This window comes from Williamsia sp. Y721 (assembly GCF_059683565.1).
In genome coordinates this window covers 416,326-443,279 of the sequence record NZ_JCASNH010000004.1, presented here as the reverse complement: position 1 = coordinate 443,279, position 26,954 = coordinate 416,326, and the positions used below count along the sequence as shown (strand labels likewise).

Sequence of the window (26,954 nt, the reverse complement as noted above, 5' to 3'; positions counted from 1 at the left end):
GTTTCCGAAGGGACTCCCCATGCCAGAAGCAGTTATCGTCGCCACCGCCCGTTCACCGATCGGCCGGGCCGTCAAAGGTTCACTCAAAGACGTCCGCCCCGACGAACTGGCCCGCCAGATGGTCGAGACCGTGCTGAACAAGGTCCCCGAACTCGACCGCGCCGACATCGACGACCTGCACCTGGGATCCGGACAGCCCGCGGGCAAGGCCGGATTCAACATGGCCCGCGTCGTGGCCGTCCTCGCCGGACTCGATCAGGTCCCCGGCGTCACGGTCAACCGCTACTGCTCCTCGTCCTTGCAGACCACCCGCATGGCGCTGCACGCGATCCGCGCAGGCGAAGGCGATGTCTTCATCTCCGGCGGCGTCGAAAGCGTCTCCAACTTTGCTTTCGGTAGTGCCGACCGGTGGCCCGACACCAAGAACCCCGAGTTCGCGGTGGCCATGGAGCGCACCGCCAAGGCCGCAGAGGGTGGCACCACCTGGAGCGATCCCCGCGAGCAGGGACTGCTGCCGGACATCTACATCCCCATGGGTGAGACCGCCGAGAACGTCGCCTCCTTCTCGAAGGTCTCCCGCGAAGACCAGGACCACTGGGCAGTTCTCAGCCAGAACCGCGCCGAAGAAGCCATCAACTCCGGGTTCTTCGCCCGTGAGATCGACCCGATCACCCTGGCCGACGGCACCCTCGTCACCACCGACGACGGCCCCCGCGCCGGCACCACCTACGAAAAACTCAGCCAGCTCAAGCCGGTGTTCCGTCCCGACGGCACCGTCACCGCCGGCAACGCCTGCCCCCTCAACGACGGCGCCGCCGCCCTGGTCATCATGAGCGACACCAAGGCCAAAGCTCTCGGACTGACCCCGTTGGCCCGGATCGTTGCCACCGCAGCCACCGGCCTCTCCCCCGAGATCATGGGCCTGGGCCCGATCGAAGCGGTCCGCAAAGCCTTGCGCTTTGCCGGTATGGGCATCGACGACATCGACCTGTTCGAGATCAACGAAGCCTTCGCCGCACAGGTCCTCGGATCGGCCAATGAACTCGGCATCGACCACGACAAGCTCAACGTCTCCGGTGGCGCGATCGCACTGGGTCACCCGTTCGGCATGACCGGTGCCCGGATCACCACCACCCTGATCAACAACCTCAAGACCTACGACAGGACCTTCGGCGTCGAAACCATGTGCGTCGGCGGCGGACAGGGCATGGCGATGGTCCTCGAACGCCTCAGCTGAGCCATCGGTCGCCACCACCACAGGGAAGCTGCAGAGATATGCGCCTTGGCATTTCAACACCGGTCCTGGTCCAGCACCCGAGCACCCGTTCGGAGTGGGAAGCCACCGCAACCATCGACGACGTTGCGGAAATTGCGCAATGCGCTGATCGTCTGGGATTCCACCATCTCACCTGCAGTGAACATGTGGCGGTGCCGATCGATGTGGCGACCGAGCGTGGTGGGACGTACTGGGATCCACTGGCGACGTTCGGCTACCTGGCGGCGCGCACCCGGCACATACGGCTGGCCACACAGGTTTTGGTGCTCGGTTACCATCATCCGCTCGAAATCGCGAAGCGGTACGGCACGCTCGACCGCATCAGTGGCGGCCGCCTGATCCTTGGCCTGGGTGTGGGAACCCTCAAAGAGGAGTTCGAGCTGATCGGCGCGCCGTTCGATGACCGCGGGGCTCGCGCCGATGATGCGCTTGCCGCAATTCGGACGTCTCTGTCGACATCGCAACCGGAGTACCACGGCCAGTTCTACGACTACGAAGGTTTTGTGGTCGAGCCACACGCCGCGGCGCAGCGGGTCCCGATCTGGATCGGCGGCCGCACCAAGCGGTCGCTGCGCCGGGCGTGTGAGCACGGCGATGGATGGGTTCCGTTCGGGCTCAGTATGTCCGAGCTGAAGGCGATGCTCGAAACGGCCACCTGCCCAACGCCCTTCGACGTCGTCCTGTCGGCAGGCTTTCCACTCGATCCGCTGGGTGATCCTGACAAGACCGTCCGGACACTGGCGCGCCTGCGCGATGCAGGGGCGACAATCGCCAGTACCTCACTCGCGGCACGAGCCGCCGAACACTACTGCGAACAGGTCGAAGAGCTTCATCGACTCGCGGCCGCCGAGGGTGTCGAGTTCACCATCTGACCTGATGAACTCGACACCCTCGTCGCGCCTGAATTGTCGCGGGTGTCAGAAGTGGACAACTCCGCGCAGGTTCTTGCCTGCGTGCATATCCGCGAAACCCTGGGCGATGTCGTCGAGCTTGTAGGTGTTGGTCACCAGCTTGTCGAGTTCGAGTTTGCCCGAGGTGTAGAGATCGATCATCCACGGAATATCGGCTGTGGGCGCGCAGGAACCGAACAACGAACCCTGCAAACGCTTTTGGTACAGGGTCAGTTCCATCGGGCTGATCGGAATACCGACGTCCGTCATCTTTCCGAGTCCGGTGACCACACAGGTTCCGGCCTTACGGATCGCCGAGAACGCGGCCGCGATGTGTTCACCGGTGGTGACACCGACGGTGACGATCGCCGCGTCAGCGCCCTGTCCATTGGTGAACGACCTGGCGATCTCGGTGGCCTCTTCCATACCCGAAACAGCATGGGTGGCACCGAACTCCAACGCACTCTGTCGTTTGAACTCGACAGGATCCACCGCGATGATGTGCGCGGCGCCGGCATGGGCGGCACCTTGGACGGCGTTGATCCCGATACCGCCGATGCCCTCGATGATGACCGTCTGCCCGGGGTAGACCTGAGCAGAATTGACCGCGGCACCCCAACCGGTCACCACACCGCAACCGAGCAGACACAGCACTTCCAACGGCAGGTCCTTGTCGACGATCTTGACAGCCGAGTCCGTACTGACGGTGGTGTATTCACTGAAGGTGGAGAGCCCGCAGGTCTGCGCCACCGGCGCACCGTCGAGGCTGAGCCGGAAGCTGGTCGGATCGTCCGGCCGAGTGCCTGCCATGATCGCCGCGCCACGGTCGCAGAGATTCTGCAAACCCTTTGCACACCAACGGCATCGGCCACAGGCGGCGACGAAAGAGAACACGACGTGGTCGCCTTCGGCCCAGCCGTGGGTCTCCGGACCCACAGCCACCACGACACCGGCACCCTCGTGGCCACCGCAGATCGGATAGGAGGCCACCGCATGGTCACCGCAGGCGATGTGGTCGTCGGAGTGGCATAAACCCGAGGCGACCATCCGGACGGTGATCTCACCCCGCCGTGGTTCGTCGAGATCGAGTTCGGCGATCTCGTAAGTGCCGGGCGCCTGGCGGATGATCGCGCCGCGTGTCTTCATTCGGTTGTTTCCCTTCGGGGGTGCTGCGGCGACGTTCGAAACGACGCCGCGGGAGGTCAGGTGGTCTGAATGTTCAGGGCGTGATCTGAGCGGTAATCGCGGCGACAAAATGGTCGCCGTAGGGCGGCAACATCCCCCACTCGCCGCGGGGATCGGCGGCCGGTGCGATGAATACCGTTCGGGTGTGGCTGAATTCGAGAAAACCCTCGCGGCCGTTGTAGTGGCCGATACCCGAGGCACCTACCCCGCCGAACGGGGCGTCCATCATTGCCGGGTGCATCATGACGTTGTCGACGGTGACCCCACCGGAGCTGGTGCGATCGAGGACTGTCCGACGCTCGTCGTCCTCTGCGCCGAAGTAGTAGAGCGCCAACGGTTTCGGTCCGTCATTGATCGCTTCGACGACGTCGTCGACATCGTCGTAGGGCAACACCACCATCGCCGACCCGAAGATCTCCTCGGTGCGGATACGCGAGTTCACCGGCGGGTCGACCACAATGCGAAGCGGCCGGCGACGGTCCGCCCCGGACAATTCCTCGTCGGGTGCGGTGACGACGCGGGCCCCTAGTTCGGCGGCCTCCTGCACGTATCCGTCGACCCGTTCGAGGTGGCGTTCGTTCACCGCGGCCACAACGTCCGCATTGCCGGAAATAGTCGGGTGTAGTTCCGCGAAAGCGCCTGCCGCAGCATCGATGAACACGTCCACATTCTCACGCGGGACATAGACGGTGTCTGGGCTGACGCAGATCTGCCCGCCGTTGGTGGCCTTGGCAATTGCGATCTTCGTCGCCGCGTCCTTCAGATCCGCCGACCGGCCCACGACGACCGGCGATTTTCCACCGAGTTCGAGTGTGACCGGAACCAGATTGCGCGCCGCGTTGGCCATCACAGCCCGGCCGACAGCTCCGCTACCGGTGACCACGATGTGATCGAAGGGCAGCGACGTCAGCGCCTCGGCAACCTCGACTCCCCCGGTGAACGCGGTGACCACTGCGGGGTCCAGCTCTGCTTCGACCGCCCGCGCGAACGCCTCGGCGGTGCGCCCGGTGATCTCCGACGGCTTGAGGACCGCACGGTTGCCTGCGGCGAGCACACCGGCCAACGGACTCAACAGCGTGAACAGGGGCGCGTTCCACGTGCCGATGATCAGAATCGATCCCTTGGCCTGGAACTGCACCTCGGCGCGGGCTCCGAGCGCGTCGTATGGCGCGAACGCCGGACGCTCCTCGGGCTGCATCCACTGCTCTAGGTGATCACGGGCGTGTTTGAGCACTCCGAGTGAACCGACAACGTCGTTCATGAGAGAGAACCCGGGATGGCGACCACCGAAGTCGGCATCCATCGCCTCCGCGAACTCTGCGTGGTGCCGAACCACGAGGTCGATGACGGCCTGAAGGTTGTCCCGGCGCTCGGCAGCCGTGGCGGGTCCACTTGCGCGATGCGCCCGTTGCTGCAGGTGAAGGGCTTCGACAAAAGCGATCGTGGCTGTGCTGTTCGCGGTCATCGCACGAGACTAAGATCACTCCCAATGGCCGGACCCCACAGTCTCGGTGAGCGGGACCACGCTGATCAGACCGGCCGGCCCGCGCCCACCGGCGCATAATTCGCCGCTTTCAGCGGCTCGGCTCCACACCGGCGAAGTCCCGCTGACCGGGATTGATTGCAAAATTGGCGTTGTGCCGCATACGAATAGAATTGATTCTATTCTGGAGACCAGGTAGCCACACGTCTCCGACGCGGTCACCGAGGTTTCACCGATCCGACGGGCTCAGCGCGGAGGCATCGAGCACGAGGAGTGCAATGAGACTGCAAGGTAAGACAGCAATCATCACCGGCGGAGCCGGTGGAATCGGCGGGGCGATCACCCGCGTCTTCGTCGCGCAGGGAGCCAACGTCCTGTTCGTCGACATCGACGACGAACGCGGAGTCGCGCTGGAGAGCGAACTCGGCAGCGCATCAAAGTTTCTCAACATCAACATCTCGGAATCCGGTGCGGCAGAGAAGATACGTGACGCCGCGGTTGCGGCATTCGGATCAGTGGACATCCTGGTCAACAACGCCCACGCATCTCGCCAAGCCCTACTCGTCGATCACACGGCCGAAATGTTCGAATTGTCCTTCAACACCGGCTTCTATCCGACCGTGCATCTCATGCAGGCCTGTTACGAACAGCTGAAGGCATCGTCGGGTTCGGTGATCAACTTCGCTTCCGGTTCAGGTCTCGAGGGTATGCCGACCCAGACCTCCTATGCAGCTGCCAAAGAAGCCATCCGGGGAATGAGCCGAGTGGCCGCCAACGAATGGGCCGCTGATGGTATCCGGGTGAACATCATATGCCCGTTCGCTGCCACCGAGGGTGTTCTCGCATGGCAGAAGGCCTTTCCCGAGCGTGCGGCCGAGTCCGTGGCGAAGGTTCCGCTGCAGCGGATCGGAGATCCGGAGACCGATATCGCGCCCGTCGTGGTCTTCCTCGCGTCCGAGGACTCCAAGTACATGACCGGTCAGACCGTGATGGCCGACGGCGGCATCATCAAACTTCGCTAGATCCGAACAGAATCCAGGAGTAGACCATGACAGACGGTTTTGACGGACAGGTCGCACTGATCACCGGGGCTGCCCGCGGACAGGGTCGCAGCCACGCCCTCGCATTCGCCAAGCGTGGCGCCGATGTGGTCATCTGCGACAGATGCGAAGACAGCCCGGCGGTTGGCTATCCACTAGCGACAGAAGCCGATCTCGCCGAGACCGTTCGACTGGTCACGGAAACCGGTCGCAGGTGTATTGCCGTCAAGGCCAACACCGCCGATCGGGCTGCGATGGATGCACTTGTGGCACAAGCAGAATCCGAATTCGGCCGGATTGACATCGCCGTTGCCAATGCCGGCGTATCCGTCGCCGCACCGGTCCAGGCGATGACGCAGGCGCAGTGGTCCGAGGTCATCGCATCGAATCTGACCGGGGTCTTCAACACCGTCGGCGCAGTTTCCCCAGGCATGATCGAGCGCGGATTCGGTCGCATCGTCACCATCTCGTCCATGCTCGGCCGGGCAGGCAACACCAACATGGTCGGTTATGCGGCGGCCAAGTGGGGTGTCATCGGACTGACCAAGAGCGCAGCACTCGACCTTGCCGGCCATGGCATCACCGTCAATGCGATTGCGCCGGGCAACATCTCGACCCCGATGATCCACAACGCCCAGCTCTACGCGATGATGCGGCCCGACCTCGAATCGCCGACGATCGATGATGTGGCACCCATCTTCACTTCGCTGCACGCCCAGCCGGTGCCGTGGCTCGACGCCGAGGAGATCACCCGGGTGGTGCTGTTCCTCGCCGACAAGGCCAGCGCACACATCAGCGGAACGGTCATCCCCGTCGACGCGGGCAACGCCGCACGCGTCACCGGCTGACACCCTCATCCCCTTCATCCCGCTGTGGCCCCTGGTGATCCGATCACCGTTGGCCACAGCGGGTTCGTTGTCCCAGCGCCATGATGCCTCCATCAAGATGTTGCGCACTAACTGCGTACCGCGACAAACGGTCTGGGGCTCGCACCTAGTTTCCACTCACCGGGACTGAACCCCGTATGTGCTGTGCGTCACTGTATTTGTTTATTCACTCGGCGGTCACTTTCCGCTTCCGATACAGGTAAGGACACACAATGCTGAACGGCACAGCAATGGCCCAAGGGCTTCTGCTCCCACGGTGTTGCAGCGCGACGACCACGCCCATCGCAGGGCACCTTCTTGGAGGAATTCGATGACCACCATTCCCGATCCGGTTGCTCCCCCCAGGCCTCCGCTACCCACGAGCGGGCGCTACAACCGGCGTCGCTCAGCCGGGATCATCATCACCATCCTGGTGCTGGTCGAGATCATCAGCGCATTCGAGACCTCGATGGTGTTCGCCGCGATCCCGACCATCATCGCCGACTTCGGCAGCGACGCAGCCACAGTCGGATGGGCAGTGACGGCATTCCTTCTGGTCGCCGCCGCCTCGGCTGCGGTCTGTGGCCGCCTCGGTGACATGTTCGGACGTGAACGGGTCCTGGTGGTCATCCTCGCCATGGCCACGATCGGTTCGCTGGTCAGCGCGCTCGGAGACAGCATCACTGCGATCATCGTTGGACGCGCGATCCAGGGCGTGGCGGGCGCGATTCTCCCGTTGTGCCTCGGCCTCGCCCGTGAACACCTCGCCAAAGAGAAGGTTCCCGTTGCGATCGCGATCATCTCGGGCTCGGCAGTGGCCGCAGGCGCTGCGTCTGCGTACATCGCGGGCCTGATGATCGACAACTACAGCTGGCACATGATCTTCATCGTCGCGGCCGTCTACGCAGCGTTCGCACTGTTGCTGGTGCTGTTCGTACTTCCGTGGCGCCCGCCGGTCGGTACCACCCAGAAGGTCGACTACATCGGCACCATCGTATTTGCGCCCGCGATCGCAGCAATCTTGCTGGGTATCAACAAATCCAGCACCTGGGGTTGGTCTGACCCGAAGACCAGCGGCCTGATCGTTGCCGGCGTGGTGGCCCTGGGGCTGTGGGTGGTCTGGGAACTTCGGGTGACCGACCCGATCGCCAACGTGCGGCTGTTCACCAACCGCAAGGTGGCGCTGACGATGCTCGCGACTCTGGCCGCAGCCATCGGCCCCTTCGGAGTCGGTAACATGGTCACGCCCTTGGTGCTTCAGTCCCCCACCTCCGCGCCGTATGGCCTCGGAATGTCGCCAACCGATGCCGGCTTGATGGCCCTGATCGGCGCGTTGATCGGTTTCGCATTCACGCCGCTCAGCGGCCGCCTGACGCGCACCGTGGGTTCACGAGCATCGTTGATCGTCGGTGGTCTGCTCTACGTCGGGGTGGCGATCCTGCTGGTCACGGCGCATGATTCCAAGGGTGGGATGTTCGCCATGATCACCACGGCATCAATTGCGACCGCATTCGCGTACACCGCCCTTCCGAACCTCATCGTGGAGGCCGTCCCCGTCCACAACACCAGCGAGGCAACCGGATTGCAGACGGTTCTGCGCACGGCAGGACAGGGTATCGGCACCTCGGTCGCCACGACCGTGCTGGCCGCTTCGGCCGTGGCAGGCAGTGTTGCTCCCACCGTGTCGGGACTCAACGCCATCGCCGGCATCATCCTTGCCGGCGCCGTACTCACCGTCGGACTGGCGCTGATGCTCCGTCGTGGCAGCGTATACGCGCACTGACCTTCGGAAAACTCTGTAACGCAAAACAAATCGAGGTTGCATCGCTGCGGCGATGCAACCTCGATTGTTTGTTGTCACGGAACGCTGTGGAACCTCACCCCCAGCGCGACTGCCCACCATCGAGGGGAATCGTCGCACCGGTGAGATACCCGGCGTCGTCGCCGACCAGGAAGACAACCGCACGACCGATGTCGGTCTCGGGATCGCCGACTCGGCCAAGTGGGATACCGGCAACGAATGCGGCCGACTCCTCCGGGTTCCGCTCCATCCAGCCTTCGAGGGCCGGCGTCGCGGCATGCGGCGCAACCGACAGCACGCGGATCTTGTCTGCGCCCCACTCACACGCGGCCGCTCGCGTCAGCGATCGCATACCTTCTTTGATCGACCCGTAGGCGCCATAGTTGCTCGCGTCCCAACGCACCGCGGCCGAAGTCACCAGATTGATGATCACCCCGCCACCACGGGCTTTCATGTGTGGATGGCAGAGCTGCATCAAGCGCAACGTTGCCAACGGGCCGGTGGCGAACGACTTCATGTACTCGTCGTCGTCGATCGACAGGATCGGTCCGGGCTTGCAGTCATTCGCGTTGTTGACCAGGATGTCCACCGAGCCCAGCACCGACACCGTCTTCTCCACGGCGGCTGCGACATTGGCGCGATCACTGACATCGCACACGACGGGCTCGGCGACCGCACCCAGGTCCGACAGAATCGCGCAGGTGTCGAGCAGCTTGGACTCGGTTCGTCCCGCGACCGCGATCGCCGCACCCTCCTTCGCCAGCGCCACCGATATACCGCGACCGATTCCTTGACCCGCGCCGGTCACCAGGGCCACCTTGCCATCAACTGTTCCCATGATTGCGTCCTCTCATTGGGGGAATTTCCAACATCAGTGCGCCGCAGTGCATCTGGCCGGTGAGGACCGGGCCCATGCACGGGCATTTCACGCCATCGTCTGGCCCATGTCGATGACGATCTTCGACCCGGTCACCGCGCGCGACAGATCGGACGCGAGGTACACCACGGCGTCCGAGATGTCGTCGACGCTGGTGCGCTTCACCCCGGTCAGCGGCCACCGGTAAGAATCCATGTAGGCCGGGTACTTCGAGAGTATGCGCGCAACATTGGGGTCATTGCCCATTTCCGTGTCCACAGCGCCTGGATGAATGCTGTTGACGCGAATGTTGTGGGCGCCCAACTCGGTTGCCGCGGTCCGGGCCAAACCGACCAGTCCGTGCTTGGCAGCCGAATAGTGTGCGCAACCGGGGGCGGCGGCGACACCGGCAGCACTGCTGACGAGCACGATCGAACCCCCGCGACCACCGTCGAGCATGGCCGGAACCGCCGCGGCCAGGGTGCGCCACACACCGTTGAGGTTGATGTCCACCAGTGTCGTCCACTGTTCTTCCGACATCTCCCAGAAGCGGTTCCAGGTCGCGATCCCGGCGTTGGCAATCACGACATCGAGTCGCCCGAACTTCTCGACACCGGCTGCGACGGCGGCGCGGAGAGCGTCAAGATCGCGGACGTCGGCCACCACGGTGACGATGTCGCGCCCTTCGGCCCGGACCAGCCGAGCGGTTTCGTCGAGGTCTTCCACAGTGGCGGCCGCGTACCCGACATCGTCAGAAATCGGCGCACACACATCGATTGCGATCACGTCTGCGCCTTCACGCGCCAGACGCAGCGCGTGGTTACGGCCCTGACCCCGCGCCGCACCCGTGATCAGAACAACTTTCCCTGCCAGCAGATCTGTCATCTCCCGCACGGTACCCAAGTGTCATCGAGATCACACAGTTGTTCCCGTTCAACGAGATTCGAGCCTTCAGAACTCCACGTTCAGGTGGTCACTGAGCGGGCGTGCCTGGCAGGCCAGGATGTAGCCGTCCGCGATGTCGTCGTCGTCGAGGATCGAGGCGTTGCCCATGTCGACTTTTCCATCGACCAATGTGCATGCGCACGAACCACATTCGCCTTCGCGACAGGAGAACGGTACGTCGATGCCCTTGGAGAGCAATACATCGACCAGCGTGGCCGAGCGCGGCCAGCTGTACTCGTGCGCTTCTCCGTCGAGTGTGACCGACACTGTTGCCGCGTCTCCGGCTTCTTCCTCGGAGATGTCAGGCAGGACCACGTCGGCGAACGGATCACCGGAGAGCGAGGTGAACACTTCTGCATGCACGCGGTTGCGTGGGATGCCCGCACGTGCCGCTGCATCATGCACTGTGTCCATGAACGGCTTCGGCCCACACATGAACACCCGGTGGCCGTTGAACGCGGAGGCGAGGCCGGCGAGTTGATCCGCAGACGGCAGACCCTGGACGCTCTCGAGCCAGTGGATCACCGACAACCGGTCACCGTGCAATGCGGTGATCTCCAACAACTCGCGCGCGAAGATCACCGACTTCTCGTCGCGATTGGCGTACACGAGAACTACCTTGCGGGTGCCCTGGCTCAGCGCCGACTTCAGAATCGAGATCACCGGGGTGACACCACTACCGGCGGCGAACAGCAGCAGGTCGTCGTCGAAGTGCGCGGGGGTGAAAACACCTGCGGGTGGCAACACCTCGATCACGTCGCCGACCACGACGTTGTCGCACAGCCAGTTGGAGGCATAGCCGTCCGCAGTCCGCTTGATGGTCACCTTCGGCAGATCGTCGGTGAACGGCGAACTGGCCAGCGAGTAGCACCGGGCGACCGAACCGGTCTGATCACTCGGCACACGCAGGGTCAGAAACTGTCCGGGCTTGTAGGTGAACTCGTCCACCCGGTCGCCGGGTACCTCGAAGACCAGTGACTTTGCATCGCTGGTCTCTTCGACGACCGCCGCGACGGTCACCTTTGCAGAACGCGAGCTGTTCGACATTTCAGCAGTTGTCATCGCGGGCGCTGCCTCTCCATACGTGTACCGGACTCGACGACACTAGGGCACCGACTGTGTCCGGGCACACTGACTTCTCGCTGAACGGGATTGGCAGGTCGCGCGATGGTCATCGCGCGTAGCCGGCACGGCCCCCGGAGATCGTCGGACTGCCATCCTTGACGAGCTCGAATGCCAGATCTGACGTGTCGCCCCACACGCGTAGACCTGCCGTCTCACCCGGGTGGATCGCCGCTGCGAAACGTCCCTCGAGCGTTGTCAGGTCGGCCGGATGCGCACCGGTCAGGCGTGCCAGCTCCACCGCTGCGACACCCAGCGTGCACAGTCCGTGCATGATCGGACGCGGCTGGTTGATCTTGGCCGCAGCCTCGGGATCGATGTGGATGTGATGGCGATCGCCGGTGAGGCGGTACAGCGCTGCCTGATTCTCTGTGGTGTGCACCACGCCTTCGAGAGCCGGATCGCCCTGCGGTCCGGCGGGGCGTGCCGGGCCGCGATCTCCGCCGAAGCCGCCTGCGCCCGGGGCGAAAATCGACCACGTGGCCACGAAGTATTCACTGCGGACCACCACCTCGAACACTGCGGCGGCGCCCTTGTCCCAGACCTCGCCGACCGAGGCCGACAAGGTCACCTCGCCACTACGCGGCAGCGGCGCCAGGACGGTCAGCTGCTGCGAACCGTGCAACGCCGTGGTCATGTCGAATGCGCCACGTGCACCCAGTTCGTCTGGCGCCCACTGTGCCAACGTCAGCGCAAACGTCGGCAGCACCCGCAACCGGTCCTCGAACACGAGGTCGAGTTCGGTTGCCCTGGCGCCTACGGCCAATGCGTAGAGGATGGCGTCGCGCTCGTCATAGGAGACGGTGCGGGTGCCCAGATCCTCACCGCGCCACTGCCCCGCGGTCTTGGTGGTTGTTCCGGCAATGCTGTCAGAGGTCACAGAGAAGTTCCTTGTCTCACGCGGCGCCGAGGATGAGGCCACTGGTGGGCACCGCGGTCCCTGCAGTGACGAGCACATTCTCCACACCATCGAGTTGATTCGTCGAGGTACCCCGCAGCAGGCGGACTGCTTCGGCAATGCCGTTCACGCCGTGCAGGTACGCCTCACCGATCTGACCACCATGGGTGTTCGACGGAAGCCGTCCACCGATCTCCAGGTTGCCGTCGCGGATGAAGTCTTTGGCCTCACCCGTGCCGCAGAAGCCGAGTTCTTCGAGCTGCGGCAACACAAGTGGGGTGAAGTGGTCGTAGAGGATCGCGGCATTGATGTCGGCAGGCGACAGACCACTCTGACCGTAGAGCTGACGGCCGACCAATCCCATCTCCGGAATGCCCGCGATGTCGGGCCGGTAATAGCTGGTCATCATGTGCTGGTCTTTGCCACTGCCCTGCGCGGCGCCCTTGATCAAAGCCGCGGTGCCGGTGAGGGTCTTGGCACGTTCGGCCGAGACGATCACGAGGGCCTGACCGCCGTCGGTCTCCTGGCAGCAATCGAGCAGATGCAGCGGCTCTGCGATCCACCGCGAGTTCTGGTGGTCTTCCAGCGTGATCGGCCGCTCGTAGAACCAGGCGGCGGGGTTGTTCGCGGCGTGCTTGCGGGCCACCACGGCCACTCGGCCGAAATCCTCACTCGTGGCGCCATATTGGTGCATGTACCGTCGGGCGAACATCGCCACCCACTGTGCGGGTGTCGACAGACCCTGCGGCGTCATCCAGGCGTATGCGGCCCGGTCGGCGGTGCTGTCCATCGGCCGGTCGTGCTGACCGAGGCCGTAACGCACGCCCGAACGCTCGTTGAAGGCGCGGTAACAGACCACGACATCCGCGACGCCGGTGGCCACCGCCATCGCAGCCTGCTGCACGGTCCCGCAGGCGGCACCGCCGCCATATCCGATGCGGGAGAAGAACTTCAGCTCTCCGAGCCCGCAGTTGCGGGCCACCAGCACCTCACCGTTCGTCTCGGCGGTGTAGGTGGAGAGTCCATCGACCTCGGACGGATCGATACCGGCATCGGCCAGCGCGGCGATGATCGCTTCACACGCCAACTGGAGTTCGGTGCGTCCGGAGTTCTTGGAGAACTCGGTGGCACCGATGCCGACGATGCCGGCAGCGCCGGACAGTGGGCTGATCGCCATCTAGAGACTTCCTTCCAGGTATGTGAACGTGACGGTGCCCTTGACGTGGTCACCGAGGCTGTTGCTGCCTCGAACCTGTACGGACACAAGTCCATCCTCGACACCTGTCACGGTGCCGGTCAGCGTCATGGTGTCCCCGGGATAGTTGGGCGCCCCGAGCCGGATCGCGACCTTGCGCAGCGATGCGCGTGGACCGGCCCAATCGGTGACAAAACGGCCGACGAGCCCGTTGGTGGTGAGGATGTTCATGAACACGTCTTTGGATCCGCGCTGCTCCGCGAGATCAGGATCGTGGTGCACGTCCTGGTAGTCACGGCTCGCGATGGCCGTGGCCACGATCATCGTGCGGGTCAACGGGATGGCGAGCTCGGGCAGGACCTGCCCCACCGCGACGTGATCCACGGCATTTTCGACGGTCATGACGCGACCCCGGAGGCGAGCTGCGCGCCGAGGCGGGTGAGGTCGGCACTCGAACCGCCGAGGGTCGCCGCGATCTGCTTGCCCCACAACAGGTGCCGGTGCACCGGGTAGTCGGTGTCCACGCCGATACCGCCGTGTACGTGCTGGGTGCGGTGCACCACACGCTGACCGCCGTCGGTGGCCCACCACTTGGCCACCAGCACTGCGGTTTTCGGATCATGATCGTTCGCGAGCAGCCAGGCTGCCTGCCACAGGGTGACCCGCATGGCCTCGAGATCGATGTAGCAGTCGGCCAACTGGTGGCTGACCGCCTGGAACGTCGACAGCGGGCGCCCGAATTGCTGGCGACCGTTGAGGTAGGTCACGGCCTGCGAGACCGCACCGGTGCCGACGCCGACCTGCAAGGCGGCCATGGCAACCTCGACGCGGTCGACGAGCCACTGCACCGACTGTCCTTCGGCGAGCAACTCGGCCGGTGCCGCGTCGAACGTCAGGTTCGATGCGATGGCGCGGGTTGTCGTCTCGTTGTTCTCCGAGGCCACGCCGGTACCTGCCGGGTCGACCAGGAAAAGGCCGGTACCCGACGGTGTCGCGGCCGAGACCACGACGCGCGTGGCAATGTGCGCGGCCGGGACAACGGCCTTGGCACCGGTCAGAGTCCAGGTTCCGTCGGCTCCGGCGTGCGCAGCCGTTGTCGGTGCGGTGGGGTCGGCGGGGCCGAACTCTTCGAGACCGACGGTCAGGAACATCTCGCCGGCAGCGACGGGAGGCACGTAGGCCTGCTTCTGTTCCGGCGAACCGAACTCCGCGATCGCCATCGCGGCCAGCGCGGTCTCCCACAGTGGCACCGGGGCGACATTGCGGCCCTGTTGTTCGAGCAGCACACACAGCTCGGTCAAACCCATTGCGCCGCCGTCGAACTCCTCGGGCAGTGCGATCCCGACGAGTCCGGCCTGGGCGAGCTCACGCCACAGCTCCCGGTCGATACGTTCATCGGTGGACTCGACGACCTTGACGCGGTCGATGCCCGACTTACCGACGAAGATATCCGCGGCCAGGTCACCGATCGCGGTCTGCTCTTCGTTGAAGGTGAAATCCATCAGTTCTCCTCGGGTGCGGCCGGCCGGAACGCGGGAAGCGTCAAATCCGGGTCGGCGTCGATCCAGTCCAGTACCACCGGCATGTCGACCTTCACCTGATCCGGTTCGACACCGACCATGTTGGCGATCAGTCGGGTGCCCTCTTCGAGTTCGATGACGGCGACGATCAGCGGGTAGTCGAACGCGTCGATTTTGGGATGGTGGTTGACGACAAAGCTGTAGACGAACCCCTTGCCCGAAGCGTCCACGGTGTCCCAGTCCAGTGACCGGCAGTGTCCGCACATCGGTCCTGTCGGATGCCGCAGCGTTCCGCACGCGGTGCACCGTTGGATGACCAGGCGATGTTCCTTGGCCGCATCGAACCAGAAGGCGTTGTCCTGGTTGAGTGCCGGCCGGGGACGCAGGGCCCGGGGCGCAGACTTCTCCGCGGGACGGAAACGCAGTGTGCGCCAACGCTGAGTGGCGACGACGTCACCGTCGGCATTGCGGTACGTCTTGAGTGTCGTCACAAAATGCCCGGTACCCAGGCCGGTCTTCTTCTCGGGAGAGATCGATTCGATGACCTCGGTGACGTTGATCAGGTCACCGGCACGCAGCTCGGTGAAGTATTCCTGTTCTGAGTCGGTGGCAACCACCGACGTGAATCCGGCATCGGCCAGCAGTCCGAAGAGTTCGGTCGCCACGTCGGAACCCTTGCTGCCCGCGGCGGTTGCCGCGTAGCCCCGCATGGTCCAAGCCTGCACCATCGTCGGAGGGGCAATCGCACCCTCGCGTCCGGCACTGCGGGCCGCATCGTCGTCGAGGTAGATGGGGTTCTCGTCGGCCATTGCCTCCACCCAGTGCCGGATCATCGGTGTGTTCACCGGATCCTGCGCCCATGTGGTGGGCACCAGCTCCTGGCCGACCAGATCGGCGAGCGCCGCGTCGATCCCGCTCATTTTGTGCGTCCCATGCGGGCGGTGCCCAGGCCGATGGTCGCGACCATGTCCCGCAGCACCTCATTGACGCCACCACCGAAGGTGTTGACCACGCCCTGCCGGGAGATCTGCTCGATCTGACCGGCCAGGATCGCACCCGGGTTGTCGGGACGGATGCGTCCTGCGGCGCCGAGGATTCCGAGCAAGGTCCGGTAGACGTCGACGTGGGTCTCGGTGCCGAACACCTTGGTGGCACCGGCATCTGCACCCGAGAGCGTGTCGGCGGCGACCGCGGCGGTCATCTTCCAGTTCATCAGTCGCATGGCGACCAGCTTCGCGTGCGTGCGGGCGAAATCCTGCTGGACCCAAGGGATGTCGATGGCCCCGGTCTCTTTGGCCCACTCCAGCACCTGATTCCACAGGCCCTCGGTGCGGCCACCGAGTGCGGCCAGCCCGATGCGCTCGTGATTGAGCTGGGCGGTGATCAGGCGCCAGCCGCCGTTGGCCTCACCGACCAGGGCTTCTGGCCCGACCCGGATGTCGGTGTAGTAGGTGGAGGTGACCATCAGTCCGCCCACGGTGGGGATCGGCGACCACGAGAAGCCGGGATCGTCGGTGGGGACGATCAGGATTGAAATGCCCTTGTGCTTGGGCGCTTCCGGATCGGTGCGGCAGGCCAGCCAGACGTAGTCGGCGGTGTTGGCACCCGAGGTGAAGATCTTGTTGCCGTCGACCACCCACTCGTCGCCGTCGCGTACCGCCCGGGTCTTGAGCGACGCCAGATCGGTCCCGGCGTCGGGTTCGGTGTATCCGATCGCGAAAACGATGTCACCGGAGAGGATTCCGGGTAGGAACCGGGCCTTCTGCTCCTCGGTGCCGTACTTCTGCAGCGTCGGCCCGACGGTGTTCACCGTGACGAACGGGAATGGCAGGCCGGCCCGCTGAACCTCGTCGAAGAAGACGAACTGATCCTCGATCGAGCGTCCCTGGCCACCGAACTCCACCGGCCAGCCGATGCCCAGCCAACCGTCTTTGCCGAGCATCTTGACGATCTCGCGGAAGCGGGGGCCACCGACACCCTGCTCGCCGGCCGCGCGGCGCTCGTCCTCGGGCAGCAGGGTGGAGAAATACGCGCGCAGTTCCCTCCTGAGCTCCCGCTGCTCGGGCGATTCAGTCAAATCCATCGTGGTTCTCCTATGACGTTTATGGCTATCGCTGCAATGTTCTGGACGCTAACTGCGCGTCACCGAGCGCGGTACCGAAGTCCCACCCAGCGGGAGGCCCGCGATGTCGAGGTCTCGACCACGCTGGAATGCGATCATGGAACCTTCTGATCGCCTTGCGGTGGCCGGTCTGGCGGCGCGATATGCGCAAGCTGTCGACCACCGAAACATGCAGGTACTGGCCTCGCTGTTAACTCCCCAGATGACACTTGTGCTGCCGGCCCAGATGAACGGAACTGACGCGCCCAGCGAAGTGAAGGGCAGGCAGGCGGTGGCCCAGTCGGTGATCGATTCGCTATCACACCTGGTTGCCACCCGGCACGTCGTCGACCAACAGGTCCTCGAGACCGGCTCGTCCGACATCGTCCACGGTGAAACCTATTGCACCGCGCACCATATCTATTCGCGCGCAAAGGGATACCGGGACAATCGGTTCGCCATTCGGTACCAGGACACGTTTGCGCGCGCCGAAGGCCACTGGTTGTTCGCACGTCGCGAACTCGTTGTCGACTTCACCGAGGACGTCGAGGTGAGACGTGCAACAACAGCCTGATCAGCGCATGAAAGTCGGAATCAACCTACTCGGAGCCGAAGCCCTTTTCGACGGCGACGTACGTATGGTCCTCGACCTTGCGGCTCGGGCGGACCGTGCCGGTGTCGATCTGATCTCGACCGGTGATCATCTCGGCTTCACCGGAGATGCCCACGCACAGCGAGTGCGGGATCACAACTTTCTGTTTCCCCTTGAACACCCCTGGTACGAGCCGATCTCGCTGCTTTCGGGTATTGCGGCCGTCACCACTCGCGTGCAACTGGGGGTATCGGTACTGATCGCCAATATTCGGCCGGCGGCTCTGCTGGCCAAACAGCTTGCGACTCTCGATGCCCTGTCGCAGGGACGCGTCGTGATGGGATTCGGTGTGGGATGGCAAGAGGCGGAGTACACCGCGACCGGCATGCCGTTCGACGCCCGCTTCGGACGGATGGAAGAGGCTGTGCAGGCCTGTCGAGAGCTATGGACGAATGCTCCGGCCAGTTTCACCGGACGGGACTTCTCCTTCACGGACTTCCACAGTCTTCCGTTTCCGGTTCAGGATCGTGTCCCGATCCTGCTCGGATTCGGCCCGAGTCAACGCAACTTCGACCGGATCGCCCGCGTCGCAGATGGCTGGACCGTCAATCCGACCGACCTGTCGTTGTTCGCAGACAGCGTCGCTCTTCTCCGCAAGACATTTGCCGCGCACGGTCGTGATCCCCACTCTGTCCGCATCCAGGTTTCCGTCTCACCGGAGATGGGCGTCGACGGTAACGTCGATCTCGATGCCACCGCCCGGTCGGCGCAGCGGTGGTACCGACAGGGTGCAACCGTGGTCGTCTTCCGTCCCGCGGCATTCGGCATCGACGCGACACAGCTTCCCGGGCTGCTCGATTGGATGACCGATCTTGCAGACCGAACGTAGAGAATGGAACGCGAAAATGGATGAAGCAATGCAGGAACTTCTACACAAACAGGCGATCTACGAAGTGGTGATGCGGTATTGCCGCGGCATCGACCGGCTCGACTTCGACCTGGTGCGCAGGTCTTACCACAGCGACGGGATCGATCACCACACCGGATTCGACGGCACCGTCGACGAGTTCATTGATTGGGTCCGCCCGAAGCTATCCCTCATCGGAGGCACCCAGCATCACGTCGGCAACCACCTCGTGGAGCTGTACGGTCATCAGGCGATCAGCGAATCCTATTTGATGGCAATGCATTGGGGCGGACCAGAGTCGGCCGGGATGATCAACTTCACCAGTGGCACCCGCTACATCGATCTCATGGAGCTCCGCGAAGGACGGTGGGCCATCACCGAGCGTTGGGCGGTGCGAGAGTGGACGCGTTCCGAAGCCGGTCGGCTCATCGATCCCATGGGGGCGGGCCCACGCGGTCAGCGCGATGCCTCCGACCCGCTGGTCCAGTTGCGGTCTCGGATCGTCTGAGTCACTCTCCCAGGAAAGGATTGGGGTGCCTGACTTTTCAGCCATGTCCGGGGCCACGATAGTCACCGGCGGAACCGGAGGAATAGGTCGAGCGGTTTGTCTCGCACTGGCTCAGGCGGGTTCACCGGTCGCGTTCACCTACCGGTCGAACTCCGCCGCGGCCGAACAGCTCAGCGGCGAACTCTCCGAGCACCATCAACCCGCGAACCATCAACCCGCAGTCCAACAACCCTGTACGGCAACCCGTCTCGACCTCGTCGATGCCGCCGCAACCGCCGAGTTCGTGGAACGCGTCGTCGATACCTATGGTTCGATTCACACCGTGGTCCATGCCGCGGGCCCGCACGTCCCCATGACGTACCTGTCGAATGTGACGCCGGCGATGATGGCCGAACAGGTCGACCAAGAGGTCACCGGGTTCTTCAATCTCGTTCATCCGGCGTTACCTCACCTCCGACGGTCTCAGGGATCGGTCGTGGCGGTCACAACAGCCGCCACCACGAGATTCCCGAAACGCGACGGGCTCTCCTCTGGGCCGAAGGCCGCCGTGGAGTCCCTGGTCAGGGCACTCGCCGGCGAGGAGGGGCGCTTCGGAGTGCGCCTGAACTGCGTAGGACCCGGCATGCTCAGTGACGGAATGGCGACACGCCTGATCGCGGACGGACAGCTCGACCAGGCCGCACTCGACATCACCCGCGCAAACATTCCCTTGGGACGCTTCGGAACAGCGGCCGACATCGCGGAGGCGGTGCTCTTCCTCGCCTCCCCCCGGGCCGGGTATATCAGCGGTCAGAAACTCGACGTCGACGGTGGGTACGGTATCTGACTGCGGGATTCGGATATCGTGTGCCACGATCTGATCCGATTGATACTCATCGGACCTCACTGCTCGGGAGTTGTCCCCGCAAAGCACGATCGATGGTGTCGTCGCCGCACACCGACCTCGCCAGGATCTCGAGGTCGGCCGCCCGGCGCAGATGATTGCCACCCTCGACCGGCAGCACGGTGCCCGTGACCCACGAGGATTCCGGGCCGGCAAGGTATCGCACGGCCTCCGCAATATCGTCGACCGTGCCCATTCGGGCCAGCGGCTTTTCGCGAAGTACCTGCTCCCGCTGCGTCTTGTCGGTGGCAAGGATCCCAGGCTTCTCCGCCTTGGTCGGGACGAGACCCGGCCGTATCGCGTTCACCCGAACGTCGAGTGCGCCGAGTTCATCGGCCGCCACCCGGACCAACGCCTCGAGCGCTGCCTTGGCAATGGAGTAAGAACCCATGTAGGGAAAGGAGAATCCGCCGGCAGTGGACGACGTACAGACGATGGAACCTCCGCCGTGGGTGACCATGGCGGCGGCACTGTGCCGGATCGCGAGCAGCGCACTGACCACATTGCGCTCGAAGTCACCGGTGACAACGTCGCGGCCCAATGCCATTGTGGGGGCCATCGTGCCCCCACCGACGGTGCACACGCAGATCCGCAGGGGTGTCCGGTCGGCCGTTTCAACTGCGCGGGCGACATCGTCCTCGTCAATGGAATCGCCCACGATCCAGTTCACCGCAGGGGCTTTCGGCACCGCCCGAGCGACTGACTCGGCCGCCGCGATCAGGGAAGATTCCGTACGCCCCATCAGCGTGACCGACGCTCCGTCCTGAGCGAGCCTTTGCGCCGCAGCTGCGCCGAAGCCACCTCCGCCACCTGTGATCAACGCACCGAAACCGGCCAGCGGTGAGTACTCCATGGTTGCCATCTCCCTCATCTTTCATTCGCGAGGCACCGCGCGCAGTCGGTGCGTTCACTACAGAGCCATCGCGACTTGCCTGGCCGCAGAGGCCACCAGCGGTGCGGCCCGTTCGAGTTGGGCGGTACTTGCATCTGCACACACCGAGATGCCGGCGACCGGTCCGCCCTTGCCCCGGATGGCCGCTCCGACACATCCGACGCCGCGAAAGGATTCACCGCTTTCGAAGGCGAGCCCGCGGCGCTGGCGGATGGTGTTCAGTTCCCTGTGCAACAGCGAGACATCACCGATCGTGCGGTCGGTGCACCGGCGCAGCCGTTGCTCATACAGACTGTCCACCCTCTCCGGATCGAGCCAGGCGAGTATGGATTTGCCACATGCCGTCGAATAGGCCGGCCCACGTCCACCGACCCGAGATGGCAGTGCCGACGCATATCGCCCACCCACCTTGTCGAGGTAGATGGTTTCGCCCACGTCAAGGACCGCCAGATGAACGACCATCCCGGTTCGCACATGCAACTCCTGCAGAAAGGGTGCTGCAGCAAAACGGATCTCGCTGTGATCTCCGCCGAAGCCGCCCAATGCCAGAGCGCGTTGCCCAACACCGTATCCGGACGAGTTGTGGTCCACCCAGTTCAACCCGAGCAGCTGGTTCAAAATTCGATGAACCGTCGAGCGCGGCAACTGCGTACGAGCGGCCAACTCCTCGAGGGTCAAGCGTGAGGTTCCACCATCGAATGCGTCGAGAATCAGGGACATTCGTTCTATCAGGCCCGTGGTTGTTGTGCTACCCACCGTCACCGAATCCGCGTACCGCGTGGGATGGGAACAGGTATGGAATCCAACAACTTTCGGGTGTAGTCCTGCTGTGGGTCCCGGTAGATCGACTCCACCGTCCCCGTCTCGACGACCTTTCCACCCGCCATGACCATCACCCGGTCGGCGATCACCTCGATCAAAGCGAGGTCGTGACAAACGAAGAGATAGGCCAGACCCAATTCTTCCTGCAGGTCACGGAGCAGGTTGAGGACCTGCGAACGCACCGACACATCCAGGGCTGCAACGGGTTCGTCGCAGACGATCATCTTCGGTTCCAAGGTGAGCGCTCGTGCGATTGCCACCCGCTGCAACTGACCTCCGGACAATTCGCCTGGATATCGGGATAGGTGACGCGGACCGATACCAACCTTGTCGAGCAACGTGCGAACCCGTTCATCACGCGCCTTGCGATCCAGATCCGTATGCACGATCAACGGTTCGGCGACCGCGTCGAGGATGTTCATCCGTGGATCCAAGGAGCTGTGTGGGTCTTGGAAGATCATCTGCATCCCTCGGCGCATCGCGCGCAACCGGGCAGGTTTGGCGGCCCGGACGTCCTGGCCGTCGAACACGATGTCACCGGAGTCGGGTTCAATCAACCGCAACACGATTCGGCCCACCGTAGATTTTCCTGCCCCGGATTCACCCACCACGGCAAGACATTCGCCGGCCTCGAGCGTGAACGAGACATCGTGCACGGCATGCGTCCACCCCGAACGCCTGCCGATGAGGCTCCGCCTTGTCGAGAAAGACTTCGAAATGTTCGACACCTCCAGCAGACTCATCGGCCGCTCACTCCCTGTAGTTCGAGCTCGGCAGTACGCAGACACCGGGCACTGCCGCCTTCCCCGGTCGAGATCATCGCCGGATGAGTGGCGTCGCACAACCCTTCGCGAGCGTGCGGGCACCGCTCCCGGAACCGGCACCCGGCCGGCCACTCGCCTGCCGCAGGCACTCGGCCCTCGATCGCGCTCAGGCGCCGGTTCTCGCTGCGACCCGGCTGAGGTATCGACGCGAGAAGCCCTGCCGTATAGGGATGTTCCGGTGTGTAGAACAGCTTCTCCGCGCTCCCCTGTTCGATGACCTCGCCCGCGTACATGACCACCACGCGTTGACACAACTCCGCAACGACGGCGAGGTCGTGGGTGATGAACAGAAGTCCGATTCCGGTTTGCTCCTGCAGATCCCGCAGCAGTTGAAGAATTGTCTCCTGCACCGTGACGTCCAGCGCGGTGGTCGGTTCGTCTGCGATCAACAACCTGGGATTGCAGGCCATGACCATCGCGATCATCACTCGCTGGCACATTCCTCCGCTGAAGGCATGTGGATACTCTCGGACCCGTTCGGCAGCGCGGGGTACCTGGACCAACTCGAGCATCTCGATCGCGCGCGCCATCGCCGCGCGCCGATCGAGTCCGAGGTGTTTGCGGACCGTCTCGGCGATCTGGTCCCCGACCGTGAACGCCGGGTTCAGGCTACGAATGGGCTGCTGGAAGATCATGCCCATCCCGGTCCCGCGGAGTTTCCGCCATTCTCGCGGATGCAGCGACGTCAGGTCACGGCCCTCGAACTCGACCGAACCACCGGAGATCCGCCCGCCGGTATTCCCGGTCAGACCCATCACCGCGAGTGAGGACACAGTCTTCCCCGAACCGGATTCGCCAACCAAGGCAACGGATTCGCCTGCGCCCACATCGAACGAGGCGCCGTCGACGACGGTCACCCAATCACGTCGGCCTGCACGAAACTGGACGGTGAGATCCCGCACCCGCAACAGCTGCGAGGCATCGGCATCTGCGGTCGCCTGCGACCGCAGTGGTTCAGTTGTCACTACCATTGCGACTCCTGGTCAGAGCTCGGCGAACACCGTCGCCGAGGTAGGTGAAGGCGAGCACGGTCAGGAAGATCATCACACCGGGTGGCCAGACGAGATGCGGCGCGAGTTCCATGTTCGAGGCGGCCGTGCTGAGCATCGAGCCCCAGCTCGCCGTGGGGGCCTTTGCGCCGAGTCCCAAGAAACTCAGACTCGCCTCCGCCGCGACGGCCGTACCCAGCGACACCGAGATCACCAGGATGATCGGGGGCATCACGTTCGGCAGGATGTGCCGGACGATCGTCCGAGACGTCTTACAGCCCAACGCGACCGACGCCTCGATATACGTGTCGCCTCGGACATCCATGGTCGAGGCGCGCGCCACCCTGAAGAACCGCGGTGCCATCACCAGTCCCACAGCCAACATTGCATTGGTGATACCGGAACCGAGTACAGCGACGATCGTGATCGCCAGCACCAGCGACGGTGCACTCATCAGTGCGTCCATGATTCGGGTGAGCAAAGTACCGGTCCAGCCGCCGCGGTAACCGGCGATCACACCCAGCGGCAGGCCGAGTGCCAGGGCCAGCGCCACCGCCTGCAGCGACGCTGTCAACGATATGCGTGAGCCGAATATCAAGCGACTGAGCACATCCCGTCCGTAGTCGTCGGTTCCCAGCAAGTGCTGAGTACTCGGTGGCCGCAGTCGGTTCAAAAGGTCCTGAGTGTACGGATCGTAGGGTGCGATCCAGGAGGCGAACACCGCCATCAGCACGAGTAGGACAACGAACAGTCCGGCGATCGCGGTGACGGGCCTGCGGCGTATGAACCCCAGCACCTTGCGGCCCACACCGATGTGATCGCCGACCTCCCTCGTGCCGGCATTCTTGGTCGAGATCATGAGCGCACCTTCGGGTTGAAGTAACCGTACGAGACGTCGACGAGGAGATTGACGAGGACAACAACCACCGTGGTGAACAGAACGAATCCGAGAAGTACCGGCACATCATGGTTTTGGACGCTGTCGACTGCCAAACTCCCCAATCCCGGCATGTTGTAGATGATCTCGATGGTGACGGCGCCACCGAGAACCTCAGAGACCCGGAACCCGAGCACTGTCACCACCGGGATGCATGCGTTCTTGAGACCGTGTTTCAAGATCACCCGGGCCGGAGACAACCCACGCGCATTGGCGTTGAGTATGTAATCACTGTCCATGACGTTTCCGAGTGAAGTCCGCAGTTGCAATGTCACCTCGGCCGCGGGCAGCAACGCCAAGGCCACACCGGGCAAAACCAGGTGCTGGAACCACGGAACAAGCCCTTCAGACATCGGCACGTAACCGAACGCCGGAAAGATCTGGTTCGACACGGCAAAGAGCGACACCAGTACCAACCCGAACCAGAAGGCCGGTATGGCGATCGCCACCGACGCCAGAACGTTGATGCCCCGGTCGATCACGCCACCCGGTCGCAGTGAACCCAGCACACCGAGGACAACACCGACCACGACTGCCAACACCATCGCGAACGCCACCAGGGACAGGGTCGTCGCCATCCGCCGTAGCAGAAGTTCTGCCACGGATTGATCGGACAGCAACGACATGCCGAGATCTCCGCGCACGGCCGAGCTCACCCAGTCGAGGTATCGCAGGAAGACATTCTGGTCCAGGTTCAAGCTCGTGCGTAGTTCGCTCAGACGCTCGGGGGTCGAGTTCTCCCCCGCGAGAACGACTGCAGGATCACCCGGAGCCAAATCCATCAACAGAAATATCATCAACGGAACGAGCAACAGCAACGGAATCGCTGCCAACAACCGCTGACCACCGTAACGCAGCATAAGAGTGCCTCTCCTTCGAGCGAGCTACTTGGTCATACCGATGTGTCGAAGGTCGAAGATTCCGAGATCGGTCCAGGGGACCTCGTCCGCGCCGACGACCTTGTCGGTGAACACTGCAGCGTTGGTCTGGTTGCAGATCGGGACGAACATGGCTTCCTCGAGGGTGAGTTTCCAGATCTGCTGGTACAGCTCGGCCCGCTCCTCCTGCGGCAGCGTCGGATCAGCGGCGACCTTCGCGAGGTCCTTGATCTGCTGATCACCGTTCGCGAGATCGTATGAACCGAGTAGAAACGTATTCACCGTCTCCGCGGGATCAACCTTCGGGCTGAAGCTGTTGGCCACCATCGACTGGAAATCGCCTGCGGTATAACGGGGTTCGTTCTGCGTATTCGGCACCGGATTGAGTTCGGCATCGATTCCGGCATCCGAGAGCGTCGACTGGATGACGTTCGCGGTCTTTTCGGTGTTGGTACCCGCCCCGAAGGTCAAGGTGATCTTCGCGCCGCCGGCCGATTGCACGAGGCTCCGAGCCTTGTCCACATCGTATGGATATGGGTACTCGTATGTTTCGTCCACAGCCCAGCTTCCGGCTGGGTAGATCGACCGGCTCGGGGTGCATGTTCCGGAAAACAGCGCACTGACAGCCTCGGGATCGATCGCCGAGGCCACTGCCTGGCGAACCTCCGGCTTCGCGAGGTCTCCTTCGGGCCGCATGTAAAGGCCCAGAACATTGCGGAAGACCACTTCGTCGACACCCAGGGCACGTTTCTGCGCGAGTGACTGCGCCTCCATCACCTCGTTTGCCGAACTCACCCAACTCAGGTCGGTCATACCCGTCTTCAAGCCGTTCAGTCGGGTACTGGCGTCCGGAATCGCCTCGAATTCGATCCCAGCCAACCGGCCGGCGTCCGGATCCCAGTTGACAGCGTCCGACCGCACGAGCGACAGGCGTTCCTGCGGCACGTATGCACTGACCTCGTAAGCTCCCGAGCCGCTCGCGCCCGGTTGATTGCGAATGTCCGTACCTGCCGCAATGGTCTTCGGACTGATCATCATTCCGGCGTTGGTACTGAACACGCCGGGAAGGTCCACGCCGGTACCAGGAACCAACTGCAGGCGAACGGTGAAGTCGTCGATCACGTCGACTGCCGCCACGTTCTGCAGGGCGGCCTTGACCGTGCTGCCCTCCAATGTCTGACCTCTACCGATGTTCGCAACCACTGTGGCGGCGTCGAACCTCGTACCGTCGTGGAATGCGACGTCGTCGCGCAGCTCCAATTCCAGGTAAGAACCGTCGGGCGCGAACTCCCACGATGTCGCCAGTGCCGGAACGAGATTCCCCTCGGTGTCGACGGTGGTGAGGCGATCGAACACGGTGGTCAGGTAGCCCCAGCCCCCGTAACTCGTCTGCAGGTATGGATCCAGATTTCTGGTCGGCGAGCTCGTGGTGACCCGAAGCACCGCGTCGCGGTCCAGGTCACCGCCCGCGCCACCGAATCCACCACCCATGGATCCCCCGCCACAGCCCGTCATACCCAGAGCCGCTGCAGCCATCACCACAA

At 63.7% G+C, this 26,954-nt stretch carries 27 protein-coding genes; 9 read left to right on the top strand and 18 right to left on the bottom strand.

What is annotated here, in order from left to right:
- Positions 1 to 19 precede the first annotated feature (19 nt).
- Both AC56PL_RS21565 and AC56PL_RS21560 read left to right on the top strand, forming a co-directional pair.
- Positions 20 to 1,237, top strand: a complete 1,218-nt coding sequence (locus AC56PL_RS21565) for an acetyl-CoA C-acetyltransferase (RefSeq protein ID WP_497155113.1) — start codon at positions 20 to 22, stop codon at positions 1,235 to 1,237.
- 38 nt (positions 1,238 to 1,275) lie between these two features.
- Complete coding sequence (locus AC56PL_RS21560) at positions 1,276 to 2,148, top strand: LLM class F420-dependent oxidoreductase (protein ID WP_497155112.1); 873 nt, start codon at positions 1,276 to 1,278, stop codon at positions 2,146 to 2,148.
- A gap of 45 nt (positions 2,149 to 2,193) precedes the next feature.
- Here AC56PL_RS21560 and AC56PL_RS21555 read toward each other — a convergent pair whose 3' ends face one another.
- Together AC56PL_RS21555 and AC56PL_RS21550 are read right to left on the bottom strand one after the other, a co-directional pair.
- Positions 2,194 to 3,312 (bottom strand): NDMA-dependent alcohol dehydrogenase, encoded by a 1,119-nt coding sequence (locus tag AC56PL_RS21555; RefSeq protein ID WP_495518057.1) that lies wholly within the window; start codon positions 3,310 to 3,312, stop codon positions 2,194 to 2,196.
- A gap of 73 nt (positions 3,313 to 3,385) precedes the next feature.
- Positions 3,386 to 4,816, bottom strand: a complete 1,431-nt coding sequence (locus AC56PL_RS21550; RefSeq protein WP_497155111.1) for an aldehyde dehydrogenase family protein — start codon at positions 4,814 to 4,816, stop codon at positions 3,386 to 3,388.
- A gap of 296 nt (positions 4,817 to 5,112) precedes the next feature.
- On the opposite strand from AC56PL_RS21550, the gene AC56PL_RS21545 reads away from it, so the two are divergent.
- The 3 genes from AC56PL_RS21545 to AC56PL_RS21535 all read left to right on the top strand — a co-directional run bounded on the left by AC56PL_RS21545 (position 5,113) and on the right by AC56PL_RS21535 (position 8,523).
- Positions 5,113 to 5,856 (top strand): SDR family oxidoreductase, encoded by a 744-nt coding sequence (locus AC56PL_RS21545; protein ID WP_495518059.1) that lies wholly within the window; start codon positions 5,113 to 5,115, stop codon positions 5,854 to 5,856.
- 26 nt (positions 5,857 to 5,882) lie between these two features.
- On the top strand, positions 5,883 to 6,722 hold the full coding sequence (locus AC56PL_RS21540; RefSeq protein WP_495518060.1) for a mycofactocin-coupled SDR family oxidoreductase: 840 nt from the start codon (positions 5,883 to 5,885) through the stop codon (positions 6,720 to 6,722).
- 349 nt (positions 6,723 to 7,071) lie between these two features.
- Positions 7,072 to 8,523: an MFS transporter gene (locus AC56PL_RS21535; RefSeq protein WP_495518061.1), complete on the top strand. Its 1,452-nt coding sequence runs from the start codon at positions 7,072 to 7,074 to the stop codon at positions 8,521 to 8,523.
- A 94-nt stretch (positions 8,524 to 8,617) separates the two neighbouring features.
- Here the strand turns inward: AC56PL_RS21535 and AC56PL_RS21530 are convergent, their stop codons facing one another.
- From AC56PL_RS21530 to AC56PL_RS21490, 9 genes are all read right to left on the bottom strand, one after another.
- The gene (locus AC56PL_RS21530) at positions 8,618 to 9,379 is read right to left on the bottom strand and encodes an SDR family oxidoreductase (RefSeq protein ID WP_495518062.1); all 762 of its coding nucleotides are present in this window, start codon (positions 9,377 to 9,379) and stop codon (positions 8,618 to 8,620) included.
- Between the two features lie 87 nt (positions 9,380 to 9,466).
- A complete protein-coding gene (locus tag AC56PL_RS21525; RefSeq protein WP_495518063.1) occupies positions 9,467 to 10,282 on the bottom strand; it encodes a mycofactocin-coupled SDR family oxidoreductase in 816 nt (271 codons plus the stop codon).
- A gap of 66 nt (positions 10,283 to 10,348) precedes the next feature.
- On the bottom strand, positions 10,349 to 11,404 hold the full coding sequence (locus AC56PL_RS21520) for a 2Fe-2S iron-sulfur cluster-binding protein (protein ID WP_495518064.1): 1,056 nt from the start codon (positions 11,402 to 11,404) through the stop codon (positions 10,349 to 10,351).
- A 109-nt stretch (positions 11,405 to 11,513) separates the two neighbouring features.
- Positions 11,514 to 12,344, bottom strand: coding sequence for a MaoC/PaaZ C-terminal domain-containing protein (locus AC56PL_RS21515; RefSeq protein WP_497155110.1), 831 nt, complete (start codon positions 12,342 to 12,344; stop codon positions 11,514 to 11,516).
- Between the two features lie 16 nt (positions 12,345 to 12,360).
- On the bottom strand, positions 12,361 to 13,539 hold the full coding sequence (locus AC56PL_RS21510) for a lipid-transfer protein (RefSeq protein ID WP_497155109.1): 1,179 nt from the start codon (positions 13,537 to 13,539) through the stop codon (positions 12,361 to 12,363).
- Complete coding sequence (locus tag AC56PL_RS21505; RefSeq protein ID WP_497155108.1) at positions 13,540 to 13,959, bottom strand: MaoC family dehydratase; 420 nt, start codon at positions 13,957 to 13,959, stop codon at positions 13,540 to 13,542.
- Positions 13,956 to 15,059 (bottom strand): acyl-CoA dehydrogenase family protein, encoded by a 1,104-nt coding sequence (locus AC56PL_RS21500; RefSeq protein ID WP_497155107.1) that lies wholly within the window; start codon positions 15,057 to 15,059, stop codon positions 13,956 to 13,958. Before AC56PL_RS21500 ends, AC56PL_RS21505 begins: the two co-directional genes overlap by 4 nt.
- Positions 15,059 to 15,997: an FAS1-like dehydratase domain-containing protein gene (locus AC56PL_RS21495; protein ID WP_495518069.1), complete on the bottom strand. Its 939-nt coding sequence runs from the start codon at positions 15,995 to 15,997 to the stop codon at positions 15,059 to 15,061. The genes AC56PL_RS21500 and AC56PL_RS21495 overlap by 1 nt, the downstream gene beginning before the upstream one ends.
- Positions 15,994 to 17,160, bottom strand: a complete 1,167-nt coding sequence (locus tag AC56PL_RS21490; RefSeq protein ID WP_497155106.1) for an acyl-CoA dehydrogenase family protein — start codon at positions 17,158 to 17,160, stop codon at positions 15,994 to 15,996. Before AC56PL_RS21490 ends, AC56PL_RS21495 begins: the two co-directional genes overlap by 4 nt.
- A 136-nt stretch (positions 17,161 to 17,296) precedes the next feature.
- Between AC56PL_RS21490 and AC56PL_RS21485 the strand changes: the two genes are divergently transcribed.
- Genes AC56PL_RS21485 through AC56PL_RS21470 form a run of 4 tightly spaced genes read left to right on the top strand, consistent with a single transcriptional unit; the run spans position 17,297 to position 20,011 of the window.
- Positions 17,297 to 17,752 (top strand): nuclear transport factor 2 family protein, encoded by a 456-nt coding sequence (locus tag AC56PL_RS21485; protein ID WP_497155105.1) that lies wholly within the window; start codon positions 17,297 to 17,299, stop codon positions 17,750 to 17,752.
- A gap of 7 nt (positions 17,753 to 17,759) precedes the next feature.
- A complete protein-coding gene (locus AC56PL_RS21480) occupies positions 17,760 to 18,659 on the top strand; it encodes a TIGR03619 family F420-dependent LLM class oxidoreductase (RefSeq protein WP_497155104.1) in 900 nt (299 codons plus the stop codon).
- Between the two features lie 16 nt (positions 18,660 to 18,675).
- On the top strand, positions 18,676 to 19,185 hold the full coding sequence (locus AC56PL_RS21475) for a nuclear transport factor 2 family protein (RefSeq protein WP_497155103.1): 510 nt from the start codon (positions 18,676 to 18,678) through the stop codon (positions 19,183 to 19,185).
- Between the two features lie 43 nt (positions 19,186 to 19,228).
- Positions 19,229 to 20,011, top strand: a complete 783-nt coding sequence (locus AC56PL_RS21470; RefSeq protein ID WP_495518418.1) for an SDR family oxidoreductase — start codon at positions 19,229 to 19,231, stop codon at positions 20,009 to 20,011.
- Between the two features lie 46 nt (positions 20,012 to 20,057).
- Here AC56PL_RS21470 and AC56PL_RS21465 read toward each other — a convergent pair whose 3' ends face one another.
- The 7 genes from AC56PL_RS21465 to AC56PL_RS21435 are packed head-to-tail and all read right to left on the bottom strand — an operon-like array spanning position 20,058 to position 26,946.
- Complete coding sequence (locus tag AC56PL_RS21465; protein WP_495518074.1) at positions 20,058 to 20,930, bottom strand: SDR family oxidoreductase; 873 nt, start codon at positions 20,928 to 20,930, stop codon at positions 20,058 to 20,060.
- Between the two features lie 48 nt (positions 20,931 to 20,978).
- The gene (locus tag AC56PL_RS21460) at positions 20,979 to 21,680 is read right to left on the bottom strand and encodes an IclR family transcriptional regulator domain-containing protein (protein ID WP_495518419.1); all 702 of its coding nucleotides are present in this window, start codon (positions 21,678 to 21,680) and stop codon (positions 20,979 to 20,981) included.
- Positions 21,681 to 21,718: 38 nt separating this feature from the next.
- Positions 21,719 to 22,525, bottom strand: a complete 807-nt coding sequence (locus AC56PL_RS21455) for an ATP-binding cassette domain-containing protein (RefSeq protein ID WP_497155102.1) — start codon at positions 22,523 to 22,525, stop codon at positions 21,719 to 21,721.
- Complete coding sequence (locus AC56PL_RS21450) at positions 22,522 to 23,571, bottom strand: oligopeptide/dipeptide ABC transporter ATP-binding protein (protein WP_495518076.1); 1,050 nt, start codon at positions 23,569 to 23,571, stop codon at positions 22,522 to 22,524. Before AC56PL_RS21450 ends, AC56PL_RS21455 begins: the two co-directional genes overlap by 4 nt.
- Positions 23,561 to 24,454, bottom strand: coding sequence for an ABC transporter permease subunit (locus AC56PL_RS21445; protein WP_495518077.1), 894 nt, complete (start codon positions 24,452 to 24,454; stop codon positions 23,561 to 23,563). The genes AC56PL_RS21450 and AC56PL_RS21445 overlap by 11 nt, the downstream gene beginning before the upstream one ends.
- Complete coding sequence (locus AC56PL_RS21440; protein WP_495518078.1) at positions 24,451 to 25,392, bottom strand: ABC transporter permease subunit; 942 nt, start codon at positions 25,390 to 25,392, stop codon at positions 24,451 to 24,453. Before AC56PL_RS21440 ends, AC56PL_RS21445 begins: the two co-directional genes overlap by 4 nt.
- A gap of 24 nt (positions 25,393 to 25,416) precedes the next feature.
- On the bottom strand, positions 25,417 to 26,946 hold the full coding sequence (locus tag AC56PL_RS21435) for an ABC transporter substrate-binding protein (RefSeq protein WP_497155101.1): 1,530 nt from the start codon (positions 26,944 to 26,946) through the stop codon (positions 25,417 to 25,419).
- Positions 26,947 to 26,954: the final 8 nt, after the last annotated feature.

Excerpts from the sequence above, each read along its gene's own strand:
- AC56PL_RS21505 (WP_497155108.1), bottom strand. The coding sequence starts at position 13,959 with ATGACCGTCGAAAATGCCGTGGATCACGTCGCGGTGGGGCAGGTCCTG.
- AC56PL_RS21485 (WP_497155105.1), top strand. The coding sequence starts at position 17,297 with ATGGAACCTTCTGATCGCCTTGCGGTGGCCGGTCTGGCGGCGCGATAT.
- AC56PL_RS21525 (WP_495518063.1), bottom strand. The coding sequence starts at position 10,282 with ATGACAGATCTGCTGGCAGGGAAAGTTGTTCTGATCACGGGTGCGGCG.
- AC56PL_RS21510 (WP_497155109.1), bottom strand. The coding sequence starts at position 13,539 with ATGGCGATCAGCCCACTGTCCGGCGCTGCCGGCATCGTCGGCATCGGT.
- AC56PL_RS21445 (WP_495518077.1), bottom strand. The coding sequence starts at position 24,454 with ATGATCTCGACCAAGAATGCCGGCACGAGGGAGGTCGGCGATCACATC.
- AC56PL_RS21530 (WP_495518062.1), bottom strand. The coding sequence starts at position 9,379 with ATGGGAACAGTTGATGGCAAGGTGGCCCTGGTGACCGGCGCGGGTCAA.
- AC56PL_RS21520 (WP_495518064.1), bottom strand. The coding sequence starts at position 11,404 with ATGACAACTGCTGAAATGTCGAACAGCTCGCGTTCTGCAAAGGTGACC.
- AC56PL_RS21490 (WP_497155106.1), bottom strand. The coding sequence starts at position 17,160 with ATGGATTTGACTGAATCGCCCGAGCAGCGGGAGCTCAGGAGGGAACTG.
- AC56PL_RS21550 (WP_497155111.1), bottom strand. The coding sequence starts at position 4,816 with ATGACCGCGAACAGCACAGCCACGATCGCTTTTGTCGAAGCCCTTCAC.
- AC56PL_RS21540 (WP_495518060.1), top strand. The coding sequence starts at position 5,883 with ATGACAGACGGTTTTGACGGACAGGTCGCACTGATCACCGGGGCTGCC.
- AC56PL_RS21560 (WP_497155112.1), top strand. The coding sequence starts at position 1,276 with ATGCGCCTTGGCATTTCAACACCGGTCCTGGTCCAGCACCCGAGCACC.
- AC56PL_RS21500 (WP_497155107.1), bottom strand. The coding sequence starts at position 15,059 with ATGGATTTCACCTTCAACGAAGAGCAGACCGCGATCGGTGACCTGGCC.
- AC56PL_RS21455 (WP_497155102.1), bottom strand. The coding sequence starts at position 22,525 with ATGAGTCTGCTGGAGGTGTCGAACATTTCGAAGTCTTTCTCGACAAGG.
- AC56PL_RS21435 (WP_497155101.1), bottom strand. The coding sequence starts at position 26,946 with ATGGCTGCAGCGGCTCTGGGTATGACGGGCTGTGGCGGGGGATCCATG.
- AC56PL_RS21565 (WP_497155113.1), top strand. The coding sequence starts at position 20 with ATGCCAGAAGCAGTTATCGTCGCCACCGCCCGTTCACCGATCGGCCGG.
- AC56PL_RS21460 (WP_495518419.1), bottom strand. The coding sequence starts at position 21,680 with ATGTCCCTGATTCTCGACGCATTCGATGGTGGAACCTCACGCTTGACC.
- AC56PL_RS21440 (WP_495518078.1), bottom strand. The coding sequence starts at position 25,392 with ATGCTGCGTTACGGTGGTCAGCGGTTGTTGGCAGCGATTCCGTTGCTG.
- AC56PL_RS21555 (WP_495518057.1), bottom strand. The coding sequence starts at position 3,312 with ATGAAGACACGCGGCGCGATCATCCGCCAGGCGCCCGGCACTTACGAG.
- AC56PL_RS21545 (WP_495518059.1), top strand. The coding sequence starts at position 5,113 with ATGAGACTGCAAGGTAAGACAGCAATCATCACCGGCGGAGCCGGTGGA.
- AC56PL_RS21465 (WP_495518074.1), bottom strand. The coding sequence starts at position 20,930 with ATGGCAACCATGGAGTACTCACCGCTGGCCGGTTTCGGTGCGTTGATC.
- AC56PL_RS21475 (WP_497155103.1), top strand. The coding sequence starts at position 18,676 with ATGGATGAAGCAATGCAGGAACTTCTACACAAACAGGCGATCTACGAA.
- AC56PL_RS21535 (WP_495518061.1), top strand. The coding sequence starts at position 7,072 with ATGACCACCATTCCCGATCCGGTTGCTCCCCCCAGGCCTCCGCTACCC.
- AC56PL_RS21470 (WP_495518418.1), top strand. The coding sequence starts at position 19,229 with ATGTCCGGGGCCACGATAGTCACCGGCGGAACCGGAGGAATAGGTCGA.
- AC56PL_RS21480 (WP_497155104.1), top strand. The coding sequence starts at position 17,760 with ATGAAAGTCGGAATCAACCTACTCGGAGCCGAAGCCCTTTTCGACGGC.
- AC56PL_RS21495 (WP_495518069.1), bottom strand. The coding sequence starts at position 15,997 with ATGAGCGGGATCGACGCGGCGCTCGCCGATCTGGTCGGCCAGGAGCTG.